Source organism: Streptomyces tritici (assembly GCF_048500665.1).
Taxonomy (GTDB): Bacteria; Actinomycetota; Actinomycetes; order Streptomycetales; family Streptomycetaceae; genus Streptomyces; species Streptomyces tritici.
Map to the genome: position 1 here is coordinate 2888738 of NZ_CP183183.1, position 19375 is coordinate 2908112.

The 19375-nt window shown below is 73.0% G+C and carries 14 protein-coding genes; 3 read left to right on the plus strand and 11 right to left on the minus strand.

The features are described 5' to 3' along the window. Window positions 1-25: 25 nt before the first annotated feature. The 9 genes from ACNJ93_RS13200 to ACNJ93_RS13240 all read right to left on the minus strand — a co-directional run bounded on the left by ACNJ93_RS13200 (window position 26) and on the right by ACNJ93_RS13240 (window position 11630). On the minus strand, window positions 26-1591 hold the full coding sequence (locus tag ACNJ93_RS13200) for an APC family permease (protein WP_418957591.1): 1566 nt from the start codon (window positions 1589-1591) through the stop codon (window positions 26-28). Window positions 1592-1860: 269 nt separating this feature from the next. Then, complete coding sequence (locus ACNJ93_RS13205) at window positions 1861-3315, minus strand: aldehyde dehydrogenase family protein (RefSeq protein WP_418957592.1); 1455 nt, start codon at window positions 3313-3315, stop codon at window positions 1861-1863. Then, window positions 3312-5039: an N-acyl-D-amino-acid deacylase family protein gene (locus tag ACNJ93_RS13210; RefSeq protein ID WP_418957593.1), complete on the minus strand. Its 1728-nt coding sequence runs from the start codon at window positions 5037-5039 to the stop codon at window positions 3312-3314. Before ACNJ93_RS13210 ends, ACNJ93_RS13205 begins: the two co-directional genes overlap by 4 nt. Window positions 5040-5168: 129 nt before the next feature. Next, the gene (locus tag ACNJ93_RS13215; protein ID WP_418957594.1) at window positions 5169-6293 is read right to left on the minus strand and encodes an LLM class flavin-dependent oxidoreductase; all 1125 of its coding nucleotides are present in this window, start codon (window positions 6291-6293) and stop codon (window positions 5169-5171) included. 130 nt (window positions 6294-6423) lie between these two features. Next, the gene (locus ACNJ93_RS13220; protein WP_418957595.1) at window positions 6424-7185 is read right to left on the minus strand and encodes an SDR family NAD(P)-dependent oxidoreductase; all 762 of its coding nucleotides are present in this window, start codon (window positions 7183-7185) and stop codon (window positions 6424-6426) included. A gap of 14 nt (window positions 7186-7199) precedes the next feature. After that, on the minus strand, window positions 7200-8120 hold the full coding sequence (locus tag ACNJ93_RS13225) for a TIGR03619 family F420-dependent LLM class oxidoreductase (protein WP_418957596.1): 921 nt from the start codon (window positions 8118-8120) through the stop codon (window positions 7200-7202). A gap of 125 nt (window positions 8121-8245) precedes the next feature. Next, window positions 8246-9415: a hypothetical protein gene (locus ACNJ93_RS13230; RefSeq protein ID WP_418957597.1), complete on the minus strand. Its 1170-nt coding sequence runs from the start codon at window positions 9413-9415 to the stop codon at window positions 8246-8248. After that, complete coding sequence (locus tag ACNJ93_RS13235) at window positions 9412-10248, minus strand: class I SAM-dependent methyltransferase (RefSeq protein ID WP_418957598.1); 837 nt, start codon at window positions 10246-10248, stop codon at window positions 9412-9414. Before ACNJ93_RS13235 ends, ACNJ93_RS13230 begins: the two co-directional genes overlap by 4 nt. Before the next feature lie 161 nt (window positions 10249-10409). Continuing rightward, window positions 10410-11630 (minus strand): amidohydrolase family protein, encoded by a 1221-nt coding sequence (locus tag ACNJ93_RS13240; protein WP_418957599.1) that lies wholly within the window; start codon window positions 11628-11630, stop codon window positions 10410-10412. A 142-nt stretch (window positions 11631-11772) separates the two neighbouring features. Between ACNJ93_RS13240 and ACNJ93_RS13245 the strand changes: the two genes are divergently transcribed. The 3 genes from ACNJ93_RS13245 to ACNJ93_RS13255 all read left to right on the plus strand — a co-directional run bounded on the left by ACNJ93_RS13245 (window position 11773) and on the right by ACNJ93_RS13255 (window position 16966). After that, a complete protein-coding gene (locus tag ACNJ93_RS13245; protein ID WP_418957600.1) occupies window positions 11773-14982 on the plus strand; it encodes an AfsR/SARP family transcriptional regulator in 3210 nt (1069 codons plus the stop codon). A 201-nt stretch (window positions 14983-15183) separates the two neighbouring features. Further along, complete coding sequence (locus ACNJ93_RS13250; protein WP_418957601.1) at window positions 15184-15348, plus strand: hypothetical protein; 165 nt, start codon at window positions 15184-15186, stop codon at window positions 15346-15348. Between the two features lie 367 nt (window positions 15349-15715). After that, window positions 15716-16966: a cytochrome P450 gene (locus tag ACNJ93_RS13255; protein ID WP_418957602.1), complete on the plus strand. Its 1251-nt coding sequence runs from the start codon at window positions 15716-15718 to the stop codon at window positions 16964-16966. Here ACNJ93_RS13255 and ACNJ93_RS13260 read toward each other — a convergent pair. Then, the gene (locus ACNJ93_RS13260) at window positions 16954-17637 is read right to left on the minus strand and encodes an LppU/SCO3897 family protein (protein WP_418957603.1); all 684 of its coding nucleotides are present in this window, start codon (window positions 17635-17637) and stop codon (window positions 16954-16956) included. The genes ACNJ93_RS13255 and ACNJ93_RS13260 overlap by 13 nt on opposite strands. A 58-nt stretch (window positions 17638-17695) precedes the next feature. After that, window positions 17696-19294, minus strand: coding sequence for a FadD3 family acyl-CoA ligase (locus tag ACNJ93_RS13265; RefSeq protein ID WP_418957604.1), 1599 nt, complete (start codon window positions 19292-19294; stop codon window positions 17696-17698). Window positions 19295-19375 lie beyond the last annotated feature (81 nt).

The window sequence follows — 19375 nt, forward strand, 5'->3', positions numbered from 1 at the left end:
GCTCAAGCGGTACGGCGGCGGTGCGTCAGTCGGCGACGACCAGCGACGGGGTCTCCTTGGTGAGGACCTCACCGCGGAAGAAGGCCGGGCTGCGGCGCTGCATGACCAGCATGATGACGACGCCGAGGAGCAGCAGGCCCACGCCGATGACGAAGACCGAGCCCATGCCCAGGACCGAGGAGCCGGAGCCGTAGGCCGGGTCCCACATGTCGTAGAGGGTCTTGCCGAAGACGGCGGTGAGCATCAGGCCGCCGACGCCGGGCAGCACGCCCTTGACCATGAGGTTCGAGAAGGAGCCGGTCAGCTCCTTGCGGAAGAACCAGACGCAGGCGAAGGCCGTGATCGAGTAGTAGAAGCAGATCATCAGGCCGAGCGCGTAGATCGTGTCGACCAGCACGTTCTCGCTGACGAGGCTCATCACCGCGTAGAACAGTCCGGTCGCGGCGCCCGCGACCACCGTGGCGCGGCCCGGCGTCTTGAACTTGGGGTGGACCTTCGCGAAGGCCGGCGGGAACGCCTCGTAGCTGCTCATCGCGAGCGCCGTGCGGGCGACCGGGATGAAGGTGGTCTGGAGGCTGGCGGCGGCCGAGGCGAGGACCGCGACGAAGAGCAGGATGCCGAGGCCGGAGCCCATGATCGGGCCGGCGAGGACGGCGAAGACGTTGTCGGAGGTGTCCGGGTTGCCGAGGCCGGTGCCGGTCTCGCCGATGCCGGCGTACATCTGCACGGCGATGGCGACCATCAGGTACGAGGCGACGATGACGACCATCGCGAGGAAGGCCGAGCGGCCGGGGGTGCGGGCGCTGCCGGTGCTCTCCTCGTTGATGGACAGGCAGGCGTCCCAGCCCCAGTAGATGAAGATCGACAGGGAGAGGCCGGCGGTGAACGCGGAGAAGGACTCGATGCCGAAGGGGTTCAGCCAGGCGAGCGAGAAGTCGATCGAGCCGGCGACCTGGTCGGCCTTGCCGATGGCCATGACGGCGAAGATCGCGATGACCGTGAGCTGGAGTCCGACGAGGGCGTACTGCACCCACTTGGTGGCCGTGATGCCCCGGTAGCTGATCGCGGTGGCGATGGCGATGAAGACCAGCGTGGTGGCGATGTGGACGGCCTTGTTGCCGTCGAGGGCGGCGACGCTCTCGCTGCCGGTGATCTCTCCGGCGGTGAGCCAGAAGAAGGAGGTCGCCACGCCGGCGAGGTTCGACAGGACGACGATGGTGGCGATCAGCAGGCCCCAGCCGCACATCCAGCCGATCTTGGGGCCGAAGGCCTTCACCGACCAGGTGAAGGAGGTGCCGCAGTCGGGCAGGGCCCGGTTCAGCTCGCGGTAGGCGAACGCGACGAGGAGCATCGGGATGAAGCCCGCGAGGAAGACGGCGGGCATCTGGAGTCCGACCTCGCCGACCGTGGGGCCGAGCGTGGAGGTCAGACAGTAGACGGGGGCGACGGTCGAGACGCCGATGACGGCGCCGCCCATCAGTCCGACGGAGTTGCCGCCCAGTCCCTTGTCGCGAACACCCTGGGAGTCGCCGGGCGCCGTGACGCCCCTTACCGTGTCTCCGGCCTGTGGCCGTGCTTCCACCTGAGTCATGAACAGGACGTTAAGGGCTGCGGTTTCCACATCCGGAAGATCACAATCCGCACCCCACGGCCGATCTTCGCCTTGCATTTCCAGGTGCGTCACCCGAAATGCCCAGTGATTGAAAGATCTACGATCCCGTAGGCCGATCGATCCGCCAGTGATCGCGATCACGTCCGCTATGCGGGAACCGCAGCCGCACCCCAAATGTCCGGTTTCAAAATTTCCCGAACTATTTTCCGAGCCGTGGAAGAGCGGGCACCGAGCCGGGGGAAGAGGGCTCAGCCGGGCCAGACCACCGCCTGCAACTCGCCGTACGCGTGCAGGGCGTAGGAGCCCACGTCCCGTCCCACGCCGCTCTTCTTGAAGCCGCCGAACGGCGCCTCCATGTTCCGGCCGACCGTGTTGATCCCGACCCCGCCGGCCCGCAGCCGGGACGCGATGCGGAATGCGCGGGCGACGTCGCCGGACCACACGTAGTCGATCAGTCCGTAGTCGCTGTCGTTCGCCAGGGCGACGCCTTCCTCCTCGTCGTCGAAGGGCACGACCACCACCACCGGACCGAAGATCTCCTCGCGCACCACCCGCATGTCGTTCGTGCAGTCCGCGAGGAGCGTGGGCGCCACGTAGAAACCGCGGGGCAGGTCCGGCCGCTCGCCGCCCGCGACCACCCGCGCGCCCTCCTTGCGGCCGAGCTCCACGTACGACTCCACCCGGTCGCGGTGCGCCGCCGAGATCACCGGGCCGACGACCGTCCCCTTCTCCCGGGGGTCGCCGACCTTCATGAAGGACACGTAGCCGGTGAGCCGCTCGACCAGCCGCTCGTAGATCCCGCGCTGGGCGAGCACCCGCGTCGGGGCGGTGCAGATCTGGCCGCTGTAGAACGCCCAGGTCGTGCCGATCCCCGCCACCGCGGAGTCCAGGTCCGCGTCGTCGAACACCAGCGCCGCGCCCTTGCCGCCCAGCTCCATCAGCTGCCGCTTCAGCGACCGGCCGCAGACCTCGCCGATCGCCTGCCCGACGGCCGTGGAGCCGGTGAACGAGACCATGTCGACGTCCGGGGAGTCCACCGCCGCCTCGCCGACCTCCGGGGCGGAGCCGGTGACCACGTTGACCGTGCCGGGCGGCGCGCCCGCCTCCTCCAGGGCGCGGGCCATCGCGTACACCGACAGCGGGTCCTGCGGGGCGGGCTTCACCACGACCGTGTTGCCCATCGCGAGCGCCGGGGCGACCTTGCCCGCCGGATTCGCCCAGGGATTGTTGTACGAGGTGATGCAGGTGACCACGCCGACCGGCCGGCGGACCGCGACCGCGCCGAACACCCCCGCCCGCCCCATCGGCCCGGCCTCGTTGATCTGCGGCGGCAGCGCCCGCTCGACCGGCTCCAGGGCGCCGCGCGCGTACCGGCGGAAGCGGGAGACGCCGACGGCGACCTGCATGCCGCGGGCGGTCCCGGTCGTCGCGCCGGTCTCCGCCTGGGCGAGGACGGTGTTCGCCTCGGCGTCGCGGGCCATGAGGTCGGCGGCCCGGTCCAGGATCGCGGCCCGCTCCTCGGGCCTGGTCCGCGACCAGGCGCCGAAGGCGTCCCGGGCCGCCGCGGCCGCCTCGTGCACCTGGGCCCGGGAGGCCTCGGGGGCGAGGCCGACGACCTCCTCGGTGGCCGGGTCGATCACCTCGTAGTGGCCCCCGTCGGGCTCCACCCACGCGCCGCCGACGAACAGCCTCTCGGTCCTCATCGCGTCGCCACCGTCTCCGTGTCGCGGCCCGACCGCAGCACACGCCCGGGCAGCGCCCCGGTCACCGCGTCGTCCCGGATGACCTCCACGCCGTTGACCCGGACCGACACCACGCCGAGCGCCTTCGAGTCGAGCCGCGGGCTGTCGCCCGGCAGGTCGTGGACGAGGGTCGCCGGGCCGGCGTCGATCCGCTCGGGGTCGAAGAGGACCAGGTCGGCGTGGTGGCCTTCGGCGATCCGGCCGCGGCCGCGCAGCCCGAACAGCCGGGCCGGGTCGTCGGTCAGCATCCGCACCGCTCGCTCCAGCGGCACCAGCTTCCGCCCGCGCAGGCAGTCGCCGAGGAATCGGGTGGTGTACGGGGCCCCGCACATCCGGTCCAGGTGCGCGCCGGCGTCGGAACCGCCGAGCAGCACGTCCTCGTGCTCCCAGGTCTCGCGCCGCAGCGCCCAGGAGGCCGGGTCGTTGTCGGTGGGCATGGGCCACAGGACGGTGCGCAGCTCGTCGTTGGCGCAGATCTCGACGAGGCACTGGAAGGGGTCCTGGCCGCGTTCGGCGGCGATGTCCTTCACGACCCGGCCGGTCAGGCCCTCGTTCTCTCGGCTGTACGTGTCGCCGATGACGTACCGCCCGAAGTCGGCGAGCCGGCGGAAGACGCCGGCCTCCTCGGAGTCGGCGCGGCGCAGCATCCCGGCGCGCACCTCGGGGTCGCGGAGCTTCGCGATCCGCTCGGGGACGGGCAGTCCGAGGATCTCGCCCCAGCCGGGAATGAGGTTGAGCGCGCAGAAGGTGCCGAGGGACATGTTCATGGGCGTGAGGATCGGCATGGTGAGGGCGACGATCCGGCCGCCGGCCTTGCGGGCCCGTTCGGAGGCGACGAGCTGGCGCGGGACGCGTGCGGGGACGGCGGCGTCGATGGTGAGCACGTTCCAGTTGAGGGGCCGGCCGGCGGCGGCGGTCATCTCGACGAACAGCTCGATCTCCTCGTCGGAGAACTGGTCGAGGCAGCCGGCGAGGATCGCCTCCAGCTGGGTGCCCTCGTGCTCGCCGACGGCGCGGGACAGCGCGATCAGCTCGTCGGGGGCGGCGTGCCGGGAGGCGACGGGCCGGCCGTCGCCGTCGGAGTGGGTGCTCGACTGGGTGGTGGACAGGCCCCAGGCCCCGGCCTCCATGGCGTCCTTCAGCAGGGCGGTCATCTGCTCCAGCTGCCCGGGGGTCGGCCGGCCGCCGACGGCGTCGGGGCCCATCACGTAGCGGCGCAGGGCGCAGTGGCCGACCATGAAGCCGGCGTTGACGGCGATCCGGCCGTCGAGGGCGTCGAGGTACTCGCCGAAGGAGGACCAGCTCCAGTCGACGCCCTCCTCCAGCGCCTTGAGGGCCATGCCCTCGACCTTCGCCATCATGCGGCGGGTGTAGTCGGCGTCCTCGGGCCGGTCCGGGTGGAGCGGGGCGAGGGTGAAGCCGCAGTTGCCGCCCGCGACGGTGGTGACGCCGTGGTTGAGGGACGGGGTGGCGTACGGGTCCCAGAACAGCTGGGCGTCGTAGTGGGTGTGCGGGTCGACGAAGCCGGGCGCGAGGACCAGCCCGGACGCGTCCTCGCTGGTGCAGGCGGCGGCGCCGGGCTCCGGGAGGACGATCCGCCCGTCGCGTATCCCCACGTCGGCCGTGCGGGCGGGGGCGCCCGTGCCGTCCACGACGGTGGCGCCCTTGATCAGGTGATCGAGCATGACGGTCCTTTCTGCGCGGGGACGCGGGTGTGCCCCGGCGGAGGCCGCCGCGGAAGGGCCTCCGGCCGGGGCCGGTACGGGGCGGCGGTCCGGGAAGACACCGCCCCGCGCTCGGGGGACGGAGCCCCGTCAGCTCCCCGCGGCCTGGCGGAAGCGGGTGGTGCGGTGGACGGGGTCGGTGTCGATCTCGGGGATGACGTGCTCGCCGATCAGCTTGATCGTGTTCATCGTGTCCTCGTACGAGACCCCGATCGGCAGGCCGAAGGACAGCTGGTCCGCGCCGGCCTGCTCCCAGCGCTTGCACTGGGCCAGGACCTCCGACGGGTCGCCGCAGATCATCAGCTCCTCCTGGATGAGGAGTTCGATGATCTCCGCCGAGTACTCCGGCAGCAGCTCCGGCCACTCGGGGACGCCCTCGGGCCGCGGGAAGGTGTCGTGGTAGCGGAACAGCAGCGACTGGAGGTAGTTCAGTCCGCCGCCGACCGCGATCTCGACGGCCTTCTCGTGCGTCTCGGCGCAGATCGCCGTCGAGGTCACCATCACGTTGTCGTTGACGAAGTCGCCGACCGCCTGCGCCTCCTTGACGGCCGTCTTGTACGAGTCGACGACCCACTCCATGTCGGAGACCTTCTGGACGCTGAAGCCCAGCACGCCGAGCCCCTTGCGGCCGGCCATCGCGTACGAGGACGGCGAGCCGGCCGCGTACCACATGGCCGGGTGGGACTTCCCGTACGGCTTGGGCAGGACCTTGCGCGGCGGCAGGGACCAGTGCTTGCCCTGGAAGCCGACGTACTCGTCCTGGAGCCACATCTTGGGGAACTCGGCGATCGTCTCCTCCCAGAGTTCCTTGGTGTGGTTCATGTCCGTGATGCCCGGGAAGAAGCCGAGGATCTCGTGGGAGCCGGCGCCGCGTCCGGAGCCGAACTCGAACCGCCCGCCGGAGAGGTGGTCGAGCATGGCGACCTTCTCGGCGACCTTGACCGGGTGGTTGACCGGGGCCAGCGGGTTGAAGATGCCGGAGCCCAGGTGGATCCGCTCGGTGGCGTGGGCGAGGTATCCGAGGTAGACGTCGTTCGCCGAGAGGTGCGAGTACTCCTCCAGGAAGTGGTGCTCGGAGGCCCAGGCGTACTTGAACCCGGACCGGTCCGCCTGGACGACGTACTCGGTCTCCTCCATCAGCGCCTTGTGCTCGGCCTCGGGATCGGTCTCGGCGCGCTTGCCGACGTATCCCTGTACGAAGATCCCGAATTCCAAGGGGGTTCACCGTCCTCGTCATTTCTGACGCATCGTCAGATCCTTGATGTGCCCGACTGTCGCACCGCGCGGCGGGTGCGTCAATACTGATGAACCGTCAGAAACGGTGGTGGGCGGCGGAGCAGCGCTGTCAGAACAGCTTCACGCCGGCCAGCCAGCCGCCGTCGACGACGAACGGCTGCCCGGTGATGTACGAGGAGTCCTCGGCGGTCAGGAACAGCGCGAGCGCCGCCACCTCCTCCGGCCGGCCGATCCGGCCCAGCGGCACGAGGTTCCGGTACAGCTCCGCCGTCGCCTCCGGGTCCACGCCCTCCGGATTGCTCATCGGGGTGTCGATCGCCCCCGGGCACACCGCGTTCACCCGGATCCCCTTCGGCGCCAGCTCGACCGCCGCGACCCGGGTCAGCCCGACCACCGCGTGCTTGGTCGCCGCGTACGCCCCCACGCCCGCCATGCCCGTCACCCCGGTGTACGAGGCGGTGTTGACGATCGTGCCGCCGCCGGCCGCCTCGATCTCGGGCGCGACGGCCTTCATGCCGAGGAAGCAGCCGATCTGGTTGACCTGGATGATCGCCTGGAACTCCTCCAGCGGCGTCGACACCAGCTCGTTGAACCGCAGGATCCCCGCGTTGTTCACCAGCCCGTCGATCCGCCCGAAGCGCTCCTTCGCGTGCGCGACCGCGGCCGCCCAGTCGGCCTCCCGCGTGACGTCCAGGCGCACGTACGACGCCCGGTCCTCGCCCAGCTCCTTCGCCAGCGCCTCGCCGAGGCCGTCGAGCACGTCCGCGAGAACGACCCGCGCCCCCTCCGCGGCGAACAGCCGGGCCTCCTGCTCGCCCTGTCCGCGCGCCGCGCCCGTGACGATCACGACCCGTCCGTCCAGCTTGCCCATGCCTGCCACGCTCCTCAGCTCAACAGCGGTGCGACCTCCGCGGCGAACGCCGCCATCTGGTCGGTGAGTTCGGCACGGCTCCGGGAGCGGAACCGGACCTGGATCTGGTGCACGCCCAGCTCCCCGTACGCGCGCAGCGACGCGGCCAGCGCCTCCGGCGCGCCGGTCAGGGTGCGCCGGCCCACGTCCCAGCCGGCGCGGCCGACGTACAGCGGCTCGGTGATCGCGCCGATGACCGGCGGCGCCTCGATGCCCGCCTCCTCGCGCAGCGCCAGCAGCCGGGCGATCTGCCCGGGCAGCCGGTCGCGCGGATCGCCCTGCGGCAGCCAGCCGTCGCCGCGCAGCGCGGCCCGCCGCAGGGCGGCCGGCGAGGAGCCGCCCACCCACAGCGGCACCCGCTCCTGCACCGGCCGGGGCTGCTGCCCGAGGTCCTTGAAGGCGAACCGCTCGCCGGTGAACGCGGGGTACTCCTCCGGGCCGAGCGCCGCCCGCAGCGCGTCGATGGTCTCGTCGAGCAGCGCCCCGCGCCGGCCGAAGTCCGCGCCGACCGCCTCGAACTCCTCGTGCACGTGCCCGGCGCCGACGCCGAGGATCAGCCGGCCGCCGGAGAGCCGGTCGAGGGTCGCGTACGCCTTGGCGGAGACCAGCGGGTGGCGCAGGCCCACGAGCGCGACGTGCGACATCAGCCGGACCCGCTCGGTGACGGCGGCGAGATGGGAGAGGGTGGCGACCGGGTCGTACCAGACCGTGCTCATCGCCCCGGCGAGCCGCCGCGGGATGGCGACGTGGTCGCAGGAGGCGAGATAGCCGAAGCCGGTCCGGTCGGCGACGCGGGCGATCTCCACCAGATCGGCGGGGCCCGCGCCGGCCTCCCAGGATTCCGCGTAGAGGGTGCTCTGCGACTGGACCGGGAGCTGCATCCCGTACATCACCATGGAACCACCCCTTGCCGGAGGCCGCACCGGCGGCGGAGGCCGCCGACGACTGACGGTGCGTCAGATGACGACGCGAGCCCCATCGTCGTCACTGACGGACCGTCAGGCAAGGGGTGGGAGCGGTCCTAGTCGGCGGCGCGCCGCCGGCGGCGGCGCTCGCGCGCCCTCGGGTGCACCGTGATGTACAGACCGGCCGAGCCCGCGGCGATCACGCCGGCCACCGCCGCGAACCGGCTCCACAGCGCGGCGTCCTCGCCCAGCAGGAACACCGCCGAGTCCTGCGCGAAGGCCACCACGGTGAACACGGCGAGCGCGGAGGCCACCCGGTTGAGCCGGTTGTCCAGCTCCTCCGTGCGCTGCATCGCCGCGGCCATCAGCGAGTTGCTCACATAGCTGAGCAGCTTGTCCGCCCGTTCCTGGGTGCCGTCCAGGCCGATCACCTCGCGGGCCGCGAGATAGGTCGCCCGGTGGTCCTGGGCGGACTCGATGCGATAGCTGTCCAGGTGGTAGAAGCCCGCCCAGATGCCGTCGAGGAAGTGCCGGAAGGCGTGCACGTCGGCCCGGTCCGGATCGGTGCCCGCCAGGTCGACCAGGATCTCCCGGCCGGCCAGCAGCGCGCCCGCGAGCAGCGACTGCTGGGCGACCGCGATGTCGGTCGGCTCGGTCATGGTGAGCAGCTCGCCGATCGGCTCCCGCGGATCGCGGTCCCAGGCGTACGTGAACGGCAGCAGGACCCGGCAGGCCGGGCCGGTGATCAGCTCCGGCACCCGCGGGTCGCTGGCCCACGGCGGGTCCTGCGTCACGAAGTGCGCGTTGTACCGGACCGAGCGCCGGTCGGTCGGCGATTCGTCGCCGCCGAGCTCCCGGTCCGGCCGCAGCCGCAGCCCGCGCACCAGGCCGCTGCCGACGGAGGCGGTCAGCATCGCCGACAGGATCGGCGCGTCCGCCTCCCGTAACGCGTGGTTGACGCGGGCGTCGAGCGCGTCGAGCTCGGCCAGCGACAGCCGCCGCAGGTCCTGCTCGTGCCGCAGCGCGTACACGACGAGCACCGAGCCGCCGCTGAGGACGCGGGCGTGGCAGCCCGCTATCTCGATGCCGGGCAGGGATATGCCCGTGACCGCCATGTCGGTCAGGTCGATCTCGATGGTCGCGTCGTGGTTGTACGCCAGCGACGCCAGCCGGCCGGCGACCGGCCGCAGCTCGCCGTGGCCCGGCACGAGGACCGAGCCGTGGGTCAGGTCGGGCGAGCTGTAGTGCAGGGGGTACGCCCTGCTCTGCAGGTGCAGGACGGTCATCTGCCACCGGCCCAGGACACGGCCACGTACTCGGGGATCAGCTCGCTCTCCGGGACCTCCACCCGGTCCAGGTAGCGCCGCTGCAGGGACTCCGGCCCGTGGTCCTCCAGGGGTCCGCCGCCGGCGAGCAGTCCGGGCAGCTCGTCGTGGGCGAGGTAGCTGGCGTCCTCGGGGACGGAGCGGCGGCGGAACCAGAGCCGCTGGTCGGCGAGGACCCGGTGCTCCGCGGCCCAGTCGGGCCAGTAGCTGACGGCGCTGACCACGTGGGCGTCCAGTTCGGCGCCGAGCCGGGCCACGGCGCGCGCGTCGTCCGGCGGCAGGTAGAAGACCAGGCCCTCGGCGACGTACGCGACCGGCCGTCCGGCGGCCAGCTCGCGCACCGCCGCGACGACGGCCGCGCGGCCGTCCGCGGTGCCGAGGTCGGCGGCGAGGTGGCGCACGTCGCGGCGTGGGATCACGCCCGCGTCCGTCAGCTCGGCGGCCCGCCGCCGCTTGGCCTCGGCCATGGCGGGCAGGTCGACCTCCAGGGCGGTGCGGAAGGGCAGCAGCCAGGGGTACGAGGAGAAGCCCGCGCCGCAGACGACGAGAACGGTGTCGGGGTCCTTCTCCAGGGCCCGCTCCAGGGTGTCCGCGATGATTCTGCCGCGCAGCGAGACCACCAGGTCGTCGTGCGGGTAGACGTCGCCCGCGAACTCCTCCCACAGGGCCCGCACCCCGCCGCGTTCGCCGTCGGGGATCCAGGCGGCGGCGAGCGGGTCGCGGGCGAGGTCGGGCCGGCGGGCCCGTGATTCGTTGACGAGATAGGCGGTCTGTTCCACTCCGGTGCTGTGCATGCGGTTCATGCAATCACGCCGGTGATCGTTGTCAACGGGGCGCTGTTCCGGGTGAGTTGGGGTGAGAGGGGGCGCACCGCGCGTGACGCACGGGCCGCGCCCCCGGTCGCGTCGGGACGCGGGTCCGTCGCCCGCCCGCGCCGCGCCGGGCTCCGGCTTCGTCAGGCCCCCGGCCAGAGGCCCTCCGGGGTGAGCCCCAGCAGGTCGATGGCGTTGCCGCGCACGATGCGCTCGACGGTTCCGGGGTCCAGGTGCCCCATCTGGGCCTCGCCGACCTCGCGGGACTTGGGCCAGGTGGAGTCGGAGTGCGGGTAGTCCGTCTCGTACAGGACGTTGCCGACGCCGATGGAGTCGAGGTTGCGCAGGCCGAAGGCGTCGTCGAAGAAGCAGCCGAAGACATGGTCCGCGAACAGCTCGGACGGCGGCCGGGTGACCTTGTCGGCGACCCCGCCCCAGCCGCGGTTCTCCTCCCAGACCACGTCGGCGCGCTCCAGGATGTACGGGATCCAGCCGATCTGACCCTCGGCGTACATGACCCGCAGGTTCGGGAAGCGCTCGAACTTGCCGCTCATCAGCCAGTCGACCATCGAGAAGCAGCAGTTGGCGAAGGTGATCGTGGAGCCGACGGCGGGCGGGGCGTCCGCGGAGGTGGACGGCATCCGGCTGGACGAGCCGATGTGCATGGCGACGACGGTGCCGGTCTCGTCGCAGGCCGCGAGGAACGGGTCCCAGTGGTCGGTGTGCACGGAGGGCAGCCCGAGGTGCGGGGGTATCTCGGAGAACGCGACGGCGCGCACCCCCCGGGCGGCGTTGCGCCGGACCTCCTCGGCCGCGAGGTGCGGATCCCAGAGCGGGACGAGCGTGAGCGGGATGAGCCGGCCCTGCGCCTCGGGGCCGCACCACTCCTCGACCATCCAGTCGTTGTACGCGCGCACCCCGAGCAGCCCCAGCTCACGGTCGGACGCCTCGGTGAACGTCTGGCCGCAGAAACGGGGGAACGTGGGGAAACAGAGGGCGGACTGGACGTGGTTGACGTCCATGTCGGCGAGCCGGTCGGGAACGCTGTACGAGCCCGGCCGCATCTGCTCGTACGTGATCACCTCCAGCCTGATCTCGTCGCGGTCGTAGCCGACGGCGGTGTCGAGCCGGGTCAGCGGGCGGTGCAGGTCCTCGTACACCCACCAGTCCCCGATGGGCCCGTCGTCCCCCGGCGCGCCCATGACCGGCGCGAACTTGCCGCCGAGGAAGGTCATTTCCTTCAGGGGCGCGCGGACGACGCGGGGGCCGATGTCGCGATACCGGGACGGGAGCCGGTCCCGCCAGACGCTGGGGGGCTCCACGGTGTGGTCGTCCACCGAGATGATCTTCGGGAAGGTCTCCATGGATTCACGGTAGCGCCGATCTGACGCATCGTCAGCTATCGGTACGGCAGATCCTGTGCAGACAGTCACCCGATGCTGACGCATCCCCTCCGGACAAGGCAGACTGTCTTGGGCGAAACCAGCGGCAGGGGCAGGGGGAGCTATGGACCGTGAGAACGGCCCGCGCGTGCCGGGGCAGAGATCTCCGCGAAGGGGCCCCGTGAACGCGACGGACGGGCCCGCGCGGGCCGGTACGGCGGCGGGGCCCGGAGCGGGCGGTACGGCGGCGGGCGTGACCGGCGCCGCCGGGAGCCGGGCCGCGGGGACCCGGGCCGCGGGAACGGCGACGGACGCCGACACCGTCGCGGACACCGCCGGACCGGACGGGCTCGCGGACCCGGGCACGGACCGCGACACCCCCTCGGGCACGCCACCGGCCCCTTCGGGCGCGGCCCCCTCGGGCGCGGCCCCCACCTCCGACCTGCGGTTCGGGGTGCTCGGGACCGTGCGGGCCTGGCGGAACGACGAACCCCTGCCGTCCGGGTCCCCGCAGCAGCGGGCCCTGCTCGCCGCGCTGCTGCTGCGCGACGGGCGCACCGCGACCGCGGCCGAGCTGATCGACGCCATCTGGGGCGACGAGCCCCCCTCGCAGGCGCTCGCCGCCGTCCGCACGTACGCCTCCCGGCTGCGCAAGGTGCTCGGTCCCGGGGTGCTGGTCAGCGACGCCGGCGGGTACGCGCTGCGCGCCCCGCGCGCGGCCCTCGACCTGAACGTGGCGCAGGACCTCGTCGCCGAGGCGGAGAAGCTGCGCGCGGCCGGGGACCGCGCGGCGGCGCGGGCCCGCATCAACAAGTCGCTCGGGCTGTGGGACGGCGAGGTGCTGGCCTCGGTGCCGGGCCCGTACGCGGAGACCCAGCGGGTCCGGCTGGAGGAGTGGCGGCTCACCCTCCTGGAGACCCGGCTCGACATGGACCTGGAGGTCGGCAGCCACGCGGAGGCCGTGTCGGAGCTGACCGCCCTGACGGCCGCGCACCCCCTGCGCGAGCGGCTGCGCGAGCTGCTGATGCTGGCGCTGTACCGCAGCGGGCGGCAGGCGGAGGCGCTGGCGGTGTACGCGGACACCCGGCGGCTCCTCGCGGACGAGCTGGGCGTGGACCCCTGCCCGGAGCTGTCGCGGCTGCAGCAGCGCATCCTGCAGGCGGACGCGGAGCTGGCGCGGCCGGTGGAGGAGCAGGCGCCGGGGCCGGCGCCGCTGGCGAAGCCCGCGCAGCTGCCGGCGACGGTGCCGGACTTCACCGGCCGGGCCTCGTTCGTCCGGGAGCTGGGCGACCGGCTGGCGACGGCGGAGGGCCAGGTGATGGCGGTGTCGGCGCTGGCCGGCATCGGCGGCGTCGGCAAGACGACGCTCGCGGTGCACGTGGCGCACGCGGCGCGCCCGCACTTCCCGGACGGCCAGCTGTACGTGGACCTGCAGGGCGCGAGGGCGCGGGCGGCGGCGCCGGAGACGGTGCTCGGGGCGTTCCTGCGGGCGCTCGGCACGCCGGACTCGGCGATCCCGGACTCGCTGGACGAGCGGGCGGCGCTGTACCGCTCGACGCTGGACGGGCGGCGGGTGCTGGTCCTGCTGGACAACGCGCGGGACGCGGCGCAGATCCGGCCGCTGCTGCCGGGCACGGCGGGCTGCGCGGCGCTGGTGACCAGCCGGATCCGGATGGTGGACCTGGCGGGGGCGCACCTGGTCGACCTGGACGTGATGTCGCCGGAGGAGGCGCTGCAGCTCTTCACGAAGATCGTGGGGGAGGAGCGGGTGCGGGCGGAGCGGGAGGCGGCGCTGGACGTGGTCGCGGCGTGCGGTTTCCTGCCGCTGGCCATCCGCATCGCGGCCTCGCGCCTGGCGGCCCGCCGCACCTGGACGGTCTCGGTCCTCGCGGCCAAGCTGGCGGACGAGCGCCGCCGGCTGGACGAGCTCCAGGCGGGCGACCTCGCGGTGAAGGCCACCTTCGAACTCGGCTACGGCCAGCTGGAGCCGGCCCAGGCGCGGGCGTTCCGCCTGCTGGGCCTCGCGGACGGCCCGGACATCTCGCTGGCCGCGGCGGCGGCGGTCCTGGACCTGCCGCCCCACGACACGGAGGACCTCCTGGAGGCCCTCGTCGACACCTCGCTGGTCGAGTCCGCGGCGCCCGGCCGCTACCGCTACCACGACCTGGTCCGCCTCTACGCGCGTGCATGCGCCGAACGCGACGAACAGCCCCCGGCGGAAAGGGAGGCGGCCCTCTCCCGCCTCCTGGACTTCTACCTCTCGACGGCGGCGGGCGTGTACGCGATCGAACGCCCGGGCGAGCGCGTCCTGGACCACTTCGAGCGGACCCGCTACCCGGGTCTCGCCTTCGGCGACCGTGACGCGGCGCTGGACTGGCTGTTCACCGAGGCCGGCCCGCTGCTCGCCTGCGCGCGGCAGTCCGCCGCGACGGGCATGCTGCGCCGCGCGGCCGATCTCCTGATGGCGACGGTGGACCTCGGCGAGTCGGGAGCGAACACCCACCAGTTCGCCCAGGCGGCGGTGGCCGTGAGCGAGGCGGCCCGGGCCGCGGGCGATCCGTTGGCGGAGGGGCGCGCCCGCACGATGCTGACGCACGTCCACAGCACCTCCGGACGGTTCACCGAGGCCGAGGAGGAGGCGCGGCGCGCGCTGGAGTGCGGGGTGGCCGCGGGCGATCCGGTCTCGCTGGGCCAGGCGCAGAACCAGCGCGGGATCATCGCGCTCTACGAGAGCCGCCACGCGGACGCCGAGGCCCATCTGTCGCGGGCGCTGGACGCGTTCCGCGTGGACGAGAACAGGCCCGGAGAGGCCAGCGTGCTGTGCAACCTGTCGCGGGTGCACCTCGCCATGGGACGGACCAGGAGCGCGGTGGAGCTGGCGCGGCAGGGCATCGCCATCTACGAGAAGGCCGACGCCGGCCTGCCGCTCCGGCTCGCGAACGGCAAGTACGCCCTCGGCCTCGCGCTCACCGCGGCCGGTGAGACGGCCCAGGCCCGCGTGGTGCTGGCCGAGGCCCTGAGCGTCTTCCAGGAGAGCCGCCAGAAGCTCTGGCACGGCATGACGCTCTTCCGGCTGGCCGAGGTGTACCTCGCGGAGCGCAAGCCCGCGTCGGCGGCCTCGCACGCCGAGCAGGCGCTCGCGGTGCTCCACGGGATCGGCGGCGAATGGCGGCGTGCCAACGTCCTGACGGTGCTGGGGCGCGGTCTGTCGGCGCTGGGGCAGGTCGACCGGGCGCGGGTGTGCTGGCGGGAGGCGCTCGCGGTCTTCGAGGAGCTCGACTCGCCCGAGGCGGTCGACGTCCGGTCGCTGCTCAATCCGGCCGCGGTCGCCTGAGCCGACCTGGCCGTTCATCAATCGTTTATCGCCACGGGTCACTCTCGTGCATGTCGATCCGTCGCGTCGGGGGGCAGACGGATCCTCACGAGGCCCCACCGTTATGGTGATCGGCCCTGGACGTCCGCCCGGCGATCCACGGGGGAGTCGCCGGGCGGACGGTCCGCTCTCCAGACCGCACAGCTACAGGAGTTGATCCTCATGGCCGACAACCTCAAGCCCACGGACGCGCACGCCACGGGCGAGGAGATCACCACGCTGGACGCCCACGCCACCAGCGAGCCGATCAAGCCGCTCGACGCCCACGCCACGTCGGAGCCGATCAAGCCGCTCGACGCGCACGCCACCAGCGAGCCGGCCACGTAGCCACTCCCCCACGGGGTACGGCCGCGGCGGCCGGGGGATCGGGGGAGCCGCCGGGGTCGTACGCGGTCGGCGGACGCGCGCCGCGCTCGGGGGACGCCTGTCGGGACCGGGGGGACCCGGCGGGCTGGACGCGGCGCACGACGACCGAACGCGAGACAGAGGGGCCGGGCACCACGCCCGGCCCCTCTGGCATGCCCGGCTGCACGGCGCGGATCAGGACGTCCGGGCGGCACGGCCTGCGCAGGTCGTCGACGTCCGAGGTGAAGCGGTCAGTGGCCTGGATCACACGGTCGGCGGGGGCGGGAGGACTCGTGCGGCATCCGGGCGGGCAGGGTGTCGAGCGTCCCCTCACCGCGGAGGTTTCGTCATGTCGTTCCCGCAGTCCGGTCCTGGCGTCCCGGCACCGCCCGCCCTCTCCCCCGGGCTCGTCGCCGAGTGGAGGGCCTCCGGGCGGGGCGTCTTCGCGTTGCTGGAGCTCGTCGACCGGCTCGGGCCCGTGGCGCGGGTGTCGCTCGGGGCGGTGGACGCCGTGCTCGTGCGGCAGCCCGAGGCGGTGCACCACGTGCTCGCGCTGCACCCCGAGCGGTACGTGAAGCGGTCGCACCGGCTGGCGCCGCTGCTCGGGGGCGGGGTGCTGACCGCGTCCGGGGAGGCGTGGCGGGAGCAGCGCAGGCTGCTGCAGCGGTACTTCACGGGGCAGGGGATCCGGCGGTACGAGCAGCACCTCCGGGACGCCGCCGAGCGGGCCTTCACCACGTGGGACCTCGCCGCGCGCACCGGTGAGGTGCGGGACCTCGCCGAGGATCTGCGGTTCTACTCGCTGGACGTCATCTGGCGGTGCCTGACCGGGCGGGCCGTCACGTACGAGACGTACGACGAACTGCGCGCCGTGGACACCGTCCTCTCCGCGCTCCCCGTCGTCCCCCGCCCCGGCGACGCCCCGCCCGACCTCACCGCCGAGGTCGCGCGGATCGACGCCGTCGTCGAACGCGTCCTGGACGAGGTGCGGGCCTCGCCGTCCGGCTCCGGCCTGACCCGCGTGCTGATCGACGCCTACGACACCGAACGGCTCGTGCGCGACGAAGTCGCCACGCTCGTCTTCGCCGGGCACGAGACCACCGCCTCGACCCTCGCCTGGCTGCACCTGCTGCTCGACGCCGAGCCCCACTGGCGCGACTGGGCGCTGGAGCGCGGGCCCGCCGGCGTCCAGGCGCTCGTCGCCGAGACCCTGCGGCTGTACCCGGTCGCCTGGCTCATGCCCCGGCACGCCGTCGAGGACGACGTGCTCGCCGGGTACCGCGTCCGGGCCGGGGACCTCGTGCTCACCAGCCCGTACTTCACGCACCGGGACCCGCTGCTGTGGGAGGAGCCCGACGCCTTCCGGCCCGACCGGCCGCACCTCGCCGCGCGGCACCCCGCCGGGCACGGGGCCTACTACCCCTTCGGCCTCGGCCCCCGCGCCTGCCTCGGCGCGCAGTTCGCGCTCCGCGAGGCCGGGGTGCTGCTGGAGCGGCTGCTGCCCGCGTTCGTTCCCAAGCTGCTCGAACGGCCCGGGACCGCCTTCGACATCACCGTCCACCCGGCCGGGCCCGTGCCCGGCACGCTTCAGCGGGCGTAGGAGCCGAGGCCGACCAGGCAGTACACGTACTCGTTGATCGTCGCGCCGTTCATCGTGTAGCGGTACGAGAAGGCGTACTGGGTGCGGGGGTTGCTGCGGCAGCGGTTCATGTCCGAGGTGAAGGGGAACGTCTGGATCACCTTGTAGTGCGCGTCCGCGGCGTTGCAGGAGACCTCTTCCACGTCGCTGACGGTCTGCGCCGTCTCCGAGTCGGGGAGTCGGCCGTTCAGGCACGTGCCCGTGTCGAACGGGTCCGGCGGCTCCTCCGTCGTCGGCTGCTCGCTGGGCTCGGGGTCGTACGACGGCTCGTACGACGAGCCGTACGACGGGCTCGGGTCGTACGACGAGCCGTACGCCGGGCCGGCCGTCGGCTCCGTGCCGTCCTCCCCGCCGGCCGTCAGGACCAGCGTCGCGATCACCGCGCCCACCACGCCCAGCGTCACCAGGCCGCCCAGCGCGCCGGACCTCCGCACCGGCGCCGGGGCGCCCGCGACGTCGATGCGCAGGACCACCGACGGCGTCCCGGGCGCGCCCGGGACACGGACGAGGTCGCCGTTCCGGACGCCCGGCGGGACGTCCACGTGCGCGGGACCGGACGGCAGTTGGATCGTCAGGCCCACGCCGACGGCGGCCTGCTCGGGCGTGAGGGACAGCGGGATCTCGATATCCACCGGACCGCTCCAGAGTCGTAAGGACGAAGGGAGGGACGCGCGCGCCGATCGCCTCCTATCACGCGCTCCGCACACCGTCCGGTTGCGCGTTCCCACCCTCCGGTGGCGCGTTCCTCGCCCGCAGTTCGCCCTTCACCACCTTGCCGCTCGCGTTCCTCGGGAGTTCCGCCACGAACTCGACCTCGCGCGGGACCTTGTAGTTCGCCATCTCCCGCCGCGACCAGGCGATCAGGTCGTCCGCCGTCAGCGTCGCGCCGGGGCGGCGGACCGCGTACGCCTTGCCGACCTCGCCGAGCCGCGCGTCCGGGACGCCGATGACCGCGACGTCGGCGATGTCGGGGTGGAGGCAGAGGAGTTGTTCGATCTCCGCCGGATACGCGTTGAAGCCGCCGACGATGAACATGTCCTTGATCCGGTCGGTGATCCGCAGGTTGCCGGACTCGTCCAGCACCCCCACGTCGCCCGTGTGCAGCCAGCCGTCCGCGTCGATCGCCTCCCGGGTGGCCGCCTCGTCCTCGAAGTAGCCGCTCATCACGTTGTGGCCGCGCACGAGGATCTCGCCCGCCTCCGACAGGCGCACCTCCGTGTCCGGGATCGCGCGGCCGGACGTGCGGGCGATCACGTCCGCCCCGTCGCCCGGCCGGCACATGGTGACCAGGCCGCTCGCCTCCGACAGGCCGTACGCCGTCAGCACCGTGCCCACGCCCAGCTCCCCCCGCAGCCGTTCCACCAGCCGCAGCGGCACCACCGCCGCGCCGGTCACCACGAGCCGCAGCGCGGACAGGTCGTACGAGGAGCGGGCGGGGTGGTCGAGCAGCGACTGGTGCAGGGTCGGCGGGCCGGGCAGCACGGTGACCCGCTCCGCCGCGAGGTTCGCCAGGACCGTGTCCACGTTGAACACCGGCTGCGGGATCATGACCGCGCCGCGCATCAGGCAGGCGATGATCCCGGCCTTGTAGCCGAAGGTGTGGAAGAACGGGTTCACGATCAGGTACCGGTCGCCCTGCCGCAGCCCGGCCAGCTCCGCCCACACGTCGTAGCAGCGCAGGGTCTGCGCGTGGGTGATGACGGCGCCCTTGGGGCGGCCGGTGGTGCCGGAGGTGTAGACGAGGTCCGAGGGCATCCGCGGTTCCACCGCGTCCGCCCTCGCCCGGACCTCCTCGCCCCGCACTCCGTCGCCGCCCGCCAGGAACTCCTTCCACGTCGTGTAGCCGTCGTCGTCCGGGGCGGTGTCGCCGAGCACCACCACCCGTTTCAGGGCGGGGAGTTCGACGCCGGCCCGGCGCAGCGACGCCACGTACGAGGTGCCCAGGAACGTGCCCGTGACGAACAGCAGTCGCGCCCGCGAGCGGGCCAGCACGTACGCCGCCTCCGTGCCCTTGAAGCGCGTGTTGAGGGGGACCAGGACCGCCCCCGCCGTCACCGCGCCCAGGGCCGAGACGATCCAGTCGAGGGTGTTCGGCGCCCAGATCGCGACCCGGTCGCCGGTGCGGACCCCGGCGGCGAGGCAGGCCGCCGCGGCGCGTTCGACGCGTTCGCCCAGCTCCGCGTACGAGATCCGGAGCCGGCCGTCGACGACCGCCTCCTGCGGCCCGTACCGCTCCGCCGCCGCGCGCACGAGCCGCGGTATCGAGCCCCACTCCAGGTCGCCGCGCATCCGCACCCCTCCAAAGAGCCAAAGAGCCGAACCCTAAGAGCTGACTGTCCGTCAGATTAGCTGTAGCCTGACGCGCTGTCA